This is a genomic window from Promicromonospora sp. NPDC060271, assembly GCF_042726755.1.
GTDB lineage: Bacteria > Actinomycetota > Actinomycetes > Actinomycetales > Cellulomonadaceae > Promicromonospora.
The window spans coordinates 1-12,322 of sequence record NZ_JBHXBG010000052.1; the positions used below are offsets into that span (position 1 = coordinate 1).

Annotated in this window: 10 protein-coding genes; 6 read left to right on the forward strand and 4 right to left on the reverse strand. The window is 71.3% G+C overall.

Annotated elements, in window-relative coordinates:
* Positions 1-82: 82 nt before the first annotated feature.
* Both ACFWE2_RS10430 and dusB read right to left on the reverse strand, forming a co-directional pair.
* The gene (locus tag ACFWE2_RS10430; protein WP_377224152.1) at positions 83-1,303 is read right to left on the reverse strand and encodes a helix-turn-helix domain-containing protein; all 1,221 of its coding nucleotides are present in this window, start codon (positions 1,301-1,303) and stop codon (positions 83-85) included.
* Positions 1,304-1,501: 198 nt separating this feature from the next.
* On the reverse strand, positions 1,502-2,695 hold the full coding sequence (gene dusB, locus ACFWE2_RS10435; protein WP_377224153.1) for a tRNA dihydrouridine synthase DusB: 1,194 nt from the start codon (positions 2,693-2,695) through the stop codon (positions 1,502-1,504).
* 296 nt (positions 2,696-2,991) lie between these two features.
* Here dusB and ACFWE2_RS10440 point away from each other — a divergent pair, with 296 nt between their 5' ends.
* The 6 genes from ACFWE2_RS10440 (at position 2,992) to ACFWE2_RS10465 (ending at position 9,208) form a co-directional block, all read left to right on the forward strand.
* Complete coding sequence (locus ACFWE2_RS10440) at positions 2,992-4,428, forward strand: basic amino acid/polyamine antiporter (protein WP_377224154.1); 1,437 nt, start codon at positions 2,992-2,994, stop codon at positions 4,426-4,428.
* 168 nt (positions 4,429-4,596) lie between these two features.
* Complete coding sequence (locus ACFWE2_RS10445) at positions 4,597-5,811, forward strand: arginine deiminase (protein WP_377224155.1); 1,215 nt, start codon at positions 4,597-4,599, stop codon at positions 5,809-5,811.
* A 208-nt stretch (positions 5,812-6,019) separates the two neighbouring features.
* Complete coding sequence (locus ACFWE2_RS10450; protein ID WP_377224156.1) at positions 6,020-6,706, forward strand: hypothetical protein; 687 nt, start codon at positions 6,020-6,022, stop codon at positions 6,704-6,706.
* The gene (locus ACFWE2_RS10455) at positions 6,703-8,346 is read left to right on the forward strand and encodes a hypothetical protein (protein ID WP_377224157.1); all 1,644 of its coding nucleotides are present in this window, start codon (positions 6,703-6,705) and stop codon (positions 8,344-8,346) included. The genes ACFWE2_RS10450 and ACFWE2_RS10455 overlap by 4 nt, the downstream gene beginning before the upstream one ends.
* Before the next feature lie 35 nt (positions 8,347-8,381).
* A complete protein-coding gene (locus tag ACFWE2_RS10460) occupies positions 8,382-8,798 on the forward strand; it encodes a hypothetical protein (RefSeq protein WP_377224158.1) in 417 nt (138 codons plus the stop codon).
* Positions 8,795-9,208 (forward strand): hypothetical protein, encoded by a 414-nt coding sequence (locus ACFWE2_RS10465; RefSeq protein ID WP_377224159.1) that lies wholly within the window; start codon positions 8,795-8,797, stop codon positions 9,206-9,208. The genes ACFWE2_RS10460 and ACFWE2_RS10465 overlap by 4 nt, the downstream gene beginning before the upstream one ends.
* Before the next feature lie 75 nt (positions 9,209-9,283).
* Here ACFWE2_RS10465 and ACFWE2_RS10470 read toward each other — a convergent pair whose 3' ends face one another.
* Together ACFWE2_RS10470 and ACFWE2_RS10475 are read right to left on the reverse strand one after the other, a co-directional pair.
* On the reverse strand, positions 9,284-11,059 hold the full coding sequence (locus ACFWE2_RS10470) for a glycoside hydrolase family 13 protein (protein WP_377224160.1): 1,776 nt from the start codon (positions 11,057-11,059) through the stop codon (positions 9,284-9,286).
* Between the two features lie 95 nt (positions 11,060-11,154).
* A complete protein-coding gene (locus ACFWE2_RS10475) occupies positions 11,155-12,198 on the reverse strand; it encodes a LacI family DNA-binding transcriptional regulator (protein ID WP_377224161.1) in 1,044 nt (347 codons plus the stop codon).
* Between the last annotated feature and the right edge of the window lie 124 nt (positions 12,199-12,322).

A 12,322-nucleotide genomic window follows, 5' to 3' on the forward strand; every position in this document is an offset into this window, starting at 1 on the left:
GTAGAGCGCCTGTCCGGTCTCCTTGGTTACACCAGGGAGACGCGGACAGGCGCTCTACTTCGCGGACCAGCCGACGACCGGGTCAGGAACGACCAGCCGGGACCGCGATCATGGAACCGGTGTCGGTGGTCGGGACGTCGGTGCTCGGCGCGTACCGGTTCACGGCGCTGACGGGGACGCCGACCCGCTCGGCGACCTCTTCGAGCGAGAGGTTCTGCTCCCACCGGAGCACGCGGATCTCGCTGATCTGCTTCGTGCTGAGCGACGGCGCCGAGCTGCCGACAACGGGCGTCGCCCCGGTGACCGTCGGCATCGCCCCGGTGCTGGGGCGCGTCTCCCAGGCCGTCGCCGGCGTCACGGGCGCGTACTTGCGTTCCAGCTCCACGCGCTCGGTCTCTCCGGTCAGGGCGGGCTCGGAGCGGACCCGCTCGGGCGCCGCGGCCGGCTCGGGTTCGCTGTTGCCGGCCAGGGCAGGCGCGTCGTGCGCGGAGCGGTCGTGCTCGCCCCCGTCGGTCACGGCCAGGCCGAGCTGGACGCCGGCGGGAAGGACCAGCTCGGGCAGGTTCACGCGGGCCGGCGCGCGCTCGGCGGAGACGCGCTCGAGCTCGGTCTGGTCAGGCATCCACTCGCCGGCAAGCGCCGCGGCCTCCTGGACGACGTCGCGGATCGTGCGCTCCGACTCCAGGTGCGGGCGGGTCACCTCCGCGGTGACACCGGCGGGCACGTGGCGGTGGACCCGGGTCACCGCGGCGTTCACGTCCGCGATGCGTGCGTCGCGCTCCTCCTCGGGGGCGATCTGCGCCAGCCGCACCGCGTCGAGCATGTCCAGCACGGCCGTCTCACGGTCGAGCTCGATCTTCGCCAGCCGGTCGAGGTTGCGCGCACTCGACGCCGACTGGAAGAACAGGTGCACCGCGACGGCCGCGAGGACGGGGGCGACGGCGCGGGAGATGGCGAAGATGCCCTCGCCGAGCAGCCAGCCGTGCCACGCGGCGAGCGCGCCGGACAGCACGCCGACGATGATCGCACCGCCGAGCCACCGCCCGTGCCCCGTCGGCTCACGGCCGCTCTCGAGCGCGCGGTCGGCCCGACGTCGTCCCTCCCAGGCCAGACCGATCACCAGCGCCTCGTAGGCGATACCAAGCGCGTAGCCGAGCTCGGGCCCCTCATAGGCGGCGATGGTGTGTGACATGCCGATGTAGGCCCAGGCCGAGAGGCCGAAGGCCCCGAGGAAGAACCCTGGGTTCCTGCGTATGTCGGCGATGACCGCAGGAACGCGTCGGGGGCGTTTCTCCGATGCCATGATGGGTGTATCCCTTTCCGTCGGTACGGGTCGGTGATGCGGTACTGCCGGGACGCGTGGTCGAACCCGACTGAAGAAGACATGGTGCAAGGCTGATCTTGGACCATGTTGGGCCCTTTGTGCTCTTTACGAGCAAGATTTAGCCTCAGTTGCCCCGGTAGGTCACCGCCGAGGCGGGTGTTTCACCCACACCCTTCGTCAGCCGCCGCTGACGCTCAGCTCGGCCTCGCGCAGCTTCGCCTCGAACTCCTCGGACAGGTCGCGGGAGTCGAGCCAGCCGTACGGCAGGTGCGGCGTCTTCGGCGAACCGGCACGGCCGCGCGGCCCCTCGGCGTCGTCCCCGGGGTACGGGGCGTCGAGGTCCAGGGCGTCCAGCCGCTCGCGCAGCTCGGCGAGGGTGTCGATCAGGGCGAGCTCGTGCCGCCTCTCGCCGCCGACCGCGTAGCCCTTGAGGTACCAGGCCATGTGCTTGCGCAGGTCGCGCATGGCCTTGCCCTCGTCGCCGTCGAAGTACTCGATCATGAGCTCGCCGTGCCGGTAGATCGTCTCGGCGACCTCGCGCAGGCCCGGCCGGACCCGCAGGCCGGAGCCGTTGAAGGCGGCGGCCAGGTCGGCGAACAGCCACGGCCGCCCCTGGCAGCCCCTGCCGACGACGACGCCGTCGGCGCCCGTCTCCTCGACCATGCGCAGGGCGTCCTCCGCGGACCAGATGTCGCCGTTGCCCAGCACCGGGATCGTCCGCACGGCCTCCTTGAGGCGTGCGATGGCCTCCCACTCGGCCTGCCCGGAGTAGTGCTGCGCGGCGGTACGGGCGTGCAGCGCGACGGCGGCGACGCCGAGCGACTCCGCGATCCGGCCGGCCTCGAGGTAGGTCAGGTGGTCGTCGTCGATGCCCTTGCGCATCTTGATGGTGACGGGCACGCCGTACGGCTCGGCGGCGTCGACGGCCGCCTGCACGATGTCGGTGAAGAGCTGCCGCTTCCAGGGCAGCGCGGCTCCGCCGCCCTTGCGGGTCACCTTGGGCACCGGGCAGCCGAAGTTCAGGTCGACGTGGTCGGCGCGGTCCTCGCCCGCGATGATCTTCACCGCGGCGCCGACCGTTGCCGGGTCCACGCCGTACACCTGGGCGGAACGGGGCTGCTCGTCCTCGCCGAACGTCACGATCCGCAGCGCCTCGACGTTGCGCTCCACCAGCGCACGGCTCGTCACCATCTCTGCGACGTACAGGCCCGGGTCGAACCCTGTCGACCGCCCCGCCTCACGGCACAGCGTGCGGAAGGCGCGGTTCGTCACCCCTGCCATGGGCGCGAGCACCACCGGCGTGGCGACGGTGATGGGCCCGATCTGCAGGGGCTTGAGCAGGGCGGTGGGCGTGTCGAGGGCGGAGGTCACGGTGCCATTGTTCCACCGCTCGCCGCTGGCACGGCCGGTTGTGGCGGCTCTCACGGTCGTTCGTGTCCCGCGGACGACCATGCGGCCGCTGCCGACCGGGGATTTCACATGGCAGCAGACGCCTGGTCGTTTTGCGACGTCGTGGAGGGTATCGCCCGGTTCCGTCGGCGCAGGATCTTTTGCCGATCCTCGCGGGCCTGTCTGTAATGGATCTGCCGGAGCATCGAGGGGCGCGAGGCCACCGGACACGTGGACCGTGCCACCTGGCCGCGTCCGACCGTCATGGGGGTCTCGCGATGCAGACTGAGGACCGCACACAGGAACGCACGGCGAAGATCAGCGTCGGCACGCTCACCGCGATGGTGGTCGGCTCGATGGTGGGCGCGGGCGTCTTCTCGCTGCCGAGCCGGTTCGCCGGCGAGACCGGGGTGCTCGGAGCCCTCATCTCGTGGACGATCGCGGGCAGCGGCATGCTCATGCTCGCCTTCGTGTTCCAGCGGCTCGCGATGCGCAAGCCCGACCTCGACTCGGGCGTCTACGCCTACGCGAAGGCCGGTTTCGGCGAGTACCTCGGCTTCTTCTCCGCGTTCGGGTACTGGGCCAGCGCGTGCGTCGGCAACGTCACCTACTGGATCCTCATCATGTCGACCGTCGGCGCGATCCTGCCCGTGCTCGGCGAGGGCGACACCCCCGTCGCGTTCCTCGTGTCCTCGGCCTGCGTCTGGCTGTTCTACCTGCTGGTGCGCCGCGGCGTGAAGGAGGCGGCGGCGATCAACCGCATCGTCACGGTCGCCAAGGTGCTGCCGATCATCACGTTCGTGCTCATCGCCGTGTTCCTGCTGGACCCGCAGGTGCTCATGGACAACTTCGAGGGCTACGGCATCACCGGCCCGCTGTTCGACCAGGTGCGCGGCACCATGCTCGCGACGGTCTTCGTCTTCCTCGGGGTGGAGGGTGCCAGCGTCTACTCGCGGCACGCGCGGCGCCGGGAGGACGTCGGCCGGGCGACCGTCCTCGGTTTCCTCATGGTGCTCGCGATCTTCGCCTCGGTGACGATCGTGTCCTACGGCATCCTGCCGATGGCGGAGCTCGCCGAGCTGCGCCAGCCGTCCATGGCGGGCGTGCTGGAGGCGGCAGTGGGCGGCTGGGGCGCCGTCTTCGTCAGCGTCGGCCTGATCGTCTCGGTGCTGGGCGCCTACCTGGCCTGGACGCTCATGTCGTCCGAGGTGCTGTACGTGGCGGCGAAGGACCGGGACATGCCGAGGTTCCTCGCCCGGTCGGACGCGAACGACGTGCCCCGGGCGGCGCTCCTGCTGACCACCGCGCTCATCCAGGTGGTCCTGTTCGTCACCCTGCTGTCCGACGACGCGTTCACGTTCGCGCTCGACCTCACCAGCGCGCTCTCGCTGATCCCGTTCCTGCTCGCCGCGGGCTACGCGCTCAAGCTGGCCATGGGCCGCGGCGGCCCGGCGGCCGGGAGCCCCACAACGCGCGACCTGGTCATCGCGGCGCTCGCCGTCCTGTACACGGCGTTCCTGCTCTTCGCGGCCGGGCTGACGTTCGTGCTGCTGTCGTTCGTGATCTACGCCCCGGCGACGATCCTCTTCGTGATGACCCGCCGCGAGCAGGGCCGGCGGGTGTTCAGCCAGGGTGAGCTGGTGATCTTCGTCGTCTCCGTGGTCGGCGCGGTGGCCGGCGTCGTCGCGCTCGCAACGGGCGTGATCTCCATCTAGGGAGCGATCTCCATCTAGGGAAGGCACACGATGACCATCCACAGCGGCGACACACCACAACCCTGGGCGTCACTGCCCGCTGACGCGCTACCCGACGCGGCACGATCCTCCGAACGGCAATCCTCCGAACGGCAATCCGCCGAACCACGACCCTCGGCAGCCTACGGGGTGCACTCCGAGGTGGGCCGCCTCCGCAAGGTGCTCGTCTGCCGGCCCGGCCTCGCCCACCGGCGGCTCACCCCGACCACCTCGGACGACCTGCTCTTCGACGACGTGCTCTGGGTGGACCGGGCGATCGAGCACCACGCGGGGTTCGTCGCGGACCTGCGGTCCCGCGGCGTCGACGTCGTCGAGCTGCACGACGTGCTCGCCGAGACCGTGCGGGTGCCCGGGGCGCGGGACTGGCTGCTGGACCGCAAGATCGTCCCCGGCATCGTCGGGCCGGGGCTGATCGACGCGACCCGCGACTTCCTCGAGGACCTGGTCGCGGAGCAGCTCGCCGAGTACCTGATCGGTGGGCTCGCGACGCACGACGTGCCCGACCTGCCGGCGTCGTACCGCTCCCTGGCCGAGTACACGGCCGACTCGCGCGAGTACCTCATGGCCCCGGTGCCCAACACGCTGTTCACACGCGACACCACCTGCTGGCTCTACGGCGGGGTCACGCTCAACCCGCTGTACTGGCCCGCGCGGCACGACGAGACGCTGCTGATGAAGGCCGTCTACGAGTTCCACCCGGACTTCGTCGGGTCGACGGTCTGGTGGGGCGACCCCGAGACCGACCACCAGCGGGCGACGCTCGAGGGCGGGGACGTCATGCCCGTGGGCAACGGGACCGTGCTCGTCGGCATGAGCGAGCGCACGTCACGGCAGGCGATCACCCAGCTCGCGGCGGCCCTGTTCGAGGGCGGCGCGGCCGAGCGCGTGGTCGTGGCCGGCATGCCCAAGCTGCGCGCCGCGATGCACCTGGACACCGTCATGACGTTCGCCGACGTCGACACGGTGACCGTCTACCCGCGCATCGTGGGCTCCATCCACCCCTTCGTGCTGCGGCCGGGGACGGCCGGCGACGTGTCGGTCACCGACGAGGGCGGCACGACGTTCCTCGAGGTCGTCGCCCGGGAGACCGGGCTGGGCTCGCTGCAGGTCATCGAGACCGGCGGTGACGTCTACGAGTCCGAGCGGCAGCAGTGGGACAGCGGCAACAACGCGGTGGCGGTCGAGCCGGGCGTCGTCTACACGTACGACCGGAACACCACCACGAACGACCTCCTGCGCAAGGCAGGCGTCGAGGTGATCGAGATCGCCGGCGCGGAGCTGGGCCGCGGCCGCGGTGGTGGGCACTGCATGACCTGCCCGATCATCCGCGATCCCGTCACCTGACCGTGCCGGCCGCGCGTGCCGGCCGCGCATGCCCTCCACGCGTCCGGCGCGCCGCGTTCGCCCATCCGCGCGATGTCGGGGCAAGATACGGCCTGACCTGGCGTTTGGCCATGGGGAGTTCAATCGTGGACGGACTTCACCCACCGGGATACGGTTCGGCTGCGGTGGGTTGCACATTGTTCTGACAAATTTTGGCTAAGGAGTGCGCATGACCGGCCGGATTCTTGAGCTCGACGCGAAGCAGTGGTCCGCGGTGCGGGCCGAGGCGCTGGAGGGCGGCGGTGTGACCGCCGTCGGTACGGCGCTCGCGGAGCACCTCGGCGCGCCCGTGCGCGCGACGCTGGTCTCGACGTCCGGCTCGACCGGCACCGTGACCCGGCTGACCATGGTCGGGGACCGGGTGCTGCTGGTGATGCAGGTCATCGCCGAGCGGGGCGGGGAGACGGTCCTCGCGGCGGGTGCGGAGCTCCGGTTCGCCACGGCCGACGAGCTGTGGCCCGCGCTGACCCCTGCCCTGCCGCCCTTCGAGGCGCTGCGGGCCCCGGCGTCCGCCGTGCCGGGTGCTCTGGGCGGGACGACGTCGTCCGCGCCGGCGGGAGACCGGGCGGAGCTCGTGCGCCTGCTCGATGACGAGCAGGCGAACCTCCAGGTCACCGTCGAAGCGTGGCGTGAGGGCGACACACCCGTGAAGGTGTGGCCGCGCCTGTGGTCGGTGGTGGACGGAAAGCTGCTGGACGTGCGCACGGACGACGGCGCGCCGGCACCCGTCGAGCGGCCGGCCGGGTCGGTCGCAGCCGAGCTGCAGTGGGCCCTCGTCGGCGCGATGGACGTGGCGACGCGTGAGACCGACGCGCCGAGCGGGGCCGACGGCTCCGGTGCGGGCGCAGGCGCATGACGCAGGAGGTGTGGGGCCAGGACATCGAGCAGGTCCGGGCGCTCGCCGGCCTCTTCGAGTCGAAGGCCGACGAGCTGGAATCCTCTCAGCAGCAGGTGACCAACGCGGTGTTCTCGTTCGAGGGCTATGGCGCGAATGTCGACCAGCTGCGGGCCGAGTGGTCCGATCACCTGGCGCCCTCGCTCAGCACCATCGCGGAGGCCCTGCGGTCCGCGGGCGACAAGGCGACCCGGAACGCCGACGAGCAGGAAGGCACGTCCGACTCCTACGACGGCTCCGGGGGCAACCCGTTCGCCGGAGTCTCGACCCAGGGGTCGTCCGACAACGGCGATGACGACGGCGGTCCGCTGGACTGGCTGGGAGACAAGGCCGGGGATCTCTGGGACGCGGGCGGGGACGCGCTCGACTGGGCCGGCGACAAGGCCGGCGACCTCTGGGACGCCGGGACGGACGCGGTCGGGAACGTCTGGGATGCCGGCACGAACCTGGTCGGGAACATCTGGGATGCCGGCACGAACCTCGCCGGGAACATCTGGGATGCCGGCACCAACCTCGCGGGGAACATCTGGGACGCCGGTACCAACCTCGCCGGCAAGCTGTGGGACGCCGGCTCGAACGCGGTCGACTGGCTCGGCGACCGGGGCTCGGACGCGCTGGACTGGATCGGGGACCGCGCGAGCGCGATCGGCGGGGCGTTCGAGAACGTCGGTGACTCCGGTCTGCAGCTCTGGGACGCGACCGGCGGAGCGATCCTGGACGGCGAGTGGCCACGGACCACGGAGGTGCTCGCCTCCACGATCCGGCTCGCCGGCGCGACGGTCGGCGCGGGACTCACCGCAGGCTCCCTCGGGATGTTCGACCCCAAGGTCTTCGACGACGGCGAGGCATACGCGGGCGACCCGCAGGACGTCCTCAGCCCGCGAAACCCGTCGAGCGTCGCGGACATCGCCCGTACCGTCACCGACGCCTACGGGACGGACGGCAACGTCCGCGTCACCACGGTCGAGGGGCCGGACGGCCCCCGAGTCATCGTGAGCGTCCCCGGAACCGAGGCCTGGAACCCCTCTGCCGGCGACAACCCGATGGACCTGACCGGCAACCTCGTGACCGCGGGCGGCAGCCGGTCGACCATGAGCGAAGCCGTCATCCTCGCGATGGAGAACGCGAACATCCCGCCCGGCGCGGAGGTCATGCTGGTCGGGCACTCCCAGGGCGGCATGACCGTCGCCGACCTGACGTCCGACTCGGCGTTCGTGGACAAGTACAACGTCACGCACGCGATGACCTACGGTTCGCCCATCGACAGCGCCCACATCGATCCGTCGGTGAACGTGCTGGAGATGCAGCACCAGCACGACGTCGTCCCGCGGCTCGACCTCGGCGACTCCCGGTTCCCGTTCCTGCCCGGTGGGCAGAACGAGAGCGGCAACCACACGAGCGTCACGTTCGACGACCCTGGTTCGGCGTTCAACGCGATAGCCAACCATGACCACGCGAACGCCTACCCGACCTCCATGGAGAACAGCACCGACCCGGGCTACCTCGCCTACCAGGAGTCGCTCCGCCAGAGCGGGTTCCTGAGCGACGGGTCGAACGCGTCGGTGTCCGCACAGGACATCCACGTCGGCCGGAAGAACTGATGGGCAAAGGGTGGGAGCGCCGCCGACGTCGGCTGGTGAACCGGCTCTCCGAGGCCGGACCGGTCGGCGGAGGTATCGCCGCGCTGCTCAGCCTGGGCAAGGCGAAGAACACCGACTGCGCGGACGTGTTCACCCGGACGTCGCTCGCGGTCGACGGTGTGGTGTCCGCCGAGTTCGAGTGCAGCGACATGTTCGGTGGTGGCTGGCAGCGGGGCAAGGTGGTCCTGAGGGCATCGTCACGCGATGAGGCGATCCGGATCGTCGACACGCTGCTACGGGCGTTCGCCACCGAGCCGCGCCTCGAGTCGCGGTGGTCGACACCGCAGGAGTACTGGAACGAGGACCGGTCGATCGGCGTCGGTCCCAACGATCTCGGCTTCAACGGCCCGCCGAACGTCGGCGAGGTGCGCGAGCACTACGGCCTGAGCCCTACGGAAGGACCGACCACGTGAAACGACGGGTGCGAGAGCGGCTGCTGCCGGCCATCGGGGCGGTCGCGCTGCTGCTGTCCGTCTCGGCATGTTCGTCCGGTGCCGCCGAGTGCGAGGAGGCGTTCGCCGCGGCGGCCACGTCGGTACCCGGCGTGGTCTCTGCGAAGTGGGACTGCAGCGAGCAGTTCGGTGGTGGCTGGCAGCGGGCTGACGTGGTGATCGACGCGACGAGCAAGGAAGAGGCCGTCGCCGTCATGGACGAGGTGTTGCGCGCCATCGCGGCGGCCCCCGACCTCGAGGACACCTGGTCGACCCCGCAGGAGTACTGGAACGAGGACCGGTCGGTCGGCGTCGGTCCCAACGAGCTCGGCTTCAACGGCCCGCCGAACGTCGGCGAGGTCCGCGAGCACTATGGCATCACACCGGGCTGATCCGCCCGGCTGATCCGCTCGGTGGTCGAGCTTGTCGAGACTCGACAGGCTCGACCACCGGAAGGCGAGCTTCGCTCAGGCGCGCAGCCACACCGTCGTGTCCGACGGCACGGCCCGCGCGCCGTCCGACGTCGTGAGATCGCCCGACGCCACCAGCACCTCCGCCTCGGCGGGCAGCGTGAGCGCCGCCCCGCCCAGGTTGCTGAGCACCACGACGCCGGACACCTGGAAGGCGACGACGTCAGGGGACGCGGCCAGCGCGTCGACCCAGGCGAGCCCCGCCGTGCCGATCTTCTCGGCGCGGCGGAGCCGGAGCGCCGTCCGGTACATCTCGTAGGTGGACCCCGTGACGCCGTACTGCCGGTCGGCGGCGAGGTCGGCGTAGACATCGGGCTGGGGCAGCCAGGTCCGGCCGGTGGGGCCGAACCCGTTGCCCGGCGCGCCGCCGACCCACGGCAGCGGCACACGGCAGCCGTCCCGGCCCGGCTCGGCGCCGCCGGTCCGGAAGAAGGACGGGTCCTGGCGCACCTCGGCGGGCAGCGCGGTGTGGTCCGGCAGGCCCAGCTCCTCGCCCTGGTACAGGTACGCGGAGCCCGGCAGGCCGAGCATCAGCAGCGTCGCGGCGCGGGCCCGGCGCAGGCCGAGCTCGGCGTCGGGCTGCGGGTCGGTCGCGGCGATGCCGTTGAGCTGGCGGCCGCCGATCTCGGCCAGGCCGAAGCGTGAGGCGTGCCGCACGACGTCGTGGTTGGACAGCACCCACGTGGTAGGGGCGCCGACGGCGTCCATGGTGCCGAGCGACACGTCGACGACCGTGCGCATCTTCGCCGCGTCCCACGGGGCGGTGAGGAACGAGAAGTTGAACGCCTGGTGCATCTCGTCGGGCCGCACGTAGCGGGCCAGGCGGCTCAGCGGCTCCACCCAGGCCTCGGCCACGAGGCAGCGGTCACCCGGGTACTCGGCGAGGACGCGGTGCCAGGAGCGGTAGATCTCGTGCACGCCGTCCTGGTCGAACATCGGGCCCTGGTTGCCTGCGCCCGTCGAGCCGTCATCCGGCTCCGCGGCGTCCGCCGTCGGCCCGTCGACGGTGCCCTCGACCATGGCGGCCTTGCCGTCCCAGTCCGGCAGGCCGGGCGCCTTGACCATGCCGTGCGCGACGTCGACGCGGAACCCGTCGACGCCCCGGTCGAGCCAGAACCGCAGCACCTCCTCGAGCTCGGCACGGACCTCGGAGTTCTCCCAGTTCAGGTCCGGCTGGGAGGTGTCGAACAGGTGCAGGTACCACTGCGGGCCGAGAGGGCCGTCGTCTTCGCGAGGGGCCAGGCGGGTCCAGGCCGGGCCGCCGAAGATCGACTGCCAGTTGTTCGGCGGCTCGTCCCCGGCCGGGCCGCGGCCGTCGCGGAACATGTAGCGCTCGCGCGCCGCCGAGCCGGGCGCAGCGGCCAGCGCCTCCTGGAACCAGACGTGCTGGTCGGAGGAGTGGTTGGGCACCAGGTCCACGATGACCCGCAGATCCCGCTCGTGGGCTCCGGCGAGCATCTCGTCGAAGTCCGCGAGCGTGCCGAAGAGCGGGTCGATGTCGCGGTAGTCGGCGACGTCGTAGCCCGCGTCCTTCTGGGGGGAGCGGTAGAAGGGGCTCAGCCAGACGGCGTCGACCCCGAGCTGCTTGAGGTGGTCAAGCTTGGCGGTGACGCCCGGCAGGTCGCCGATCCCGTCGCCGTTGCCGTCCGCGAACGAGCGCGGGTACACCTGGTAGATCACCGCGTCGCGCCACCACTCGCCGCTTGCGGCGGGTGTGTGGACGAGGGTCCCGGCGGTGAGGTCGTCGATGGTCAGCGGGGGAGTGCGGGTCACGTGGCGCGTCCTCGAAATCGGGGGTATGTCGGATGTAACGCTTGCAGCAAGCGTACGGGAGAATCAACCCCCTCCGACCACGCCCACAGCGAACCTCAGGCGCGCGGAGCCGCGCCCGTCGAGCCCCGCACCACCAGCTCCGGCGTGAAGAGGAGCTCCGAGCGGGGGGCGCGCTCCCCGTGGATCTCGGTGAGCAGCGCGCTGACGGCGGCGTGCGCCATGTCGGCGACCGGCTGGCGCACGGTCGTCAGCGGCGGGTCGGTGAACGCGACCAGGGGCGAGTCGTCGTACCCCACGACGCTGACGTCGTCGGGCACGGAGAGGCCGCGCGAGTGGGCGGCCCGGATGGCGCCGAGCGCCATCAGGTCGGATCCGCAGACGACGGCGGTGTGGCCGCTGTCGAACAGGTCGCCGGCCGCCGCCTGGCCGCCCTCCAGCGTGTAGAGGGTCAGCGCCACGTGCTCACGCGCCTCCTGCTCCGTGGTCGCGAGGCCGTGCCGCACGAGCTGTGCGGCGAACGCCTCGATCTTGCGCCTGGCCGGCACGAACCGGTCGGGGCCGATCGCCATGCCGATGCTGCGGTGGCCCAGCGCCACCAGGTGGCGGACGGAGAGCTCGACGCTGGCGGCGTCGTCGGGCGAGACGAATGGGGCGTCGATGCCCGCCGCGTACCCGTTGATCAGCACGATCGGCAGGCCACGCCCGCGCAGCCGCTGGTAACGCTCGGTGGAAGCCCGCGTGTCGGCGTGCTTGCCGGACACGAAGACGATGCCGTCCACCGCGTGGTCGATCAGGGTCTCGACGTACTCGTCCTCGGTGGTGCCGCCCGGCGACTGCGTGCACAGCAGCGGCGTGTAGCCGCGCGAGGCGAGCTGCGACTCGATGGCCTGCGCGAACGCGGGGAACACCGGGTTGGACAGCTCGGGGACCACGAGGCCGATGAGCCCGGCGGGCCGCGCGCGCAGCGCGGAGGGGCGCTCGTACCCCAGCACGTCGAGGGCGGCGAGCACCGCCTGCCGGGTCTCGCCGGCCACGCCGGGCTTGCCGTTGAGCACGCGCGACACGGTCGCGGTGGAGACCCCAGCCTGCTCGGCGAGGTCGGTCAGTCGGGTGCGCACGCCTGGCAGCCTAAGTGACATGCGCCTCCTTCGGGCTGAGTGATCGCGCCGGTGTCGGGAACGGACTGCAAGCGTTGCTGAAACTTTATCGCAACGCCTTGCAAGACTGTCCAGTCCGGCCTTACGGTTCGTGACATCCAAACCA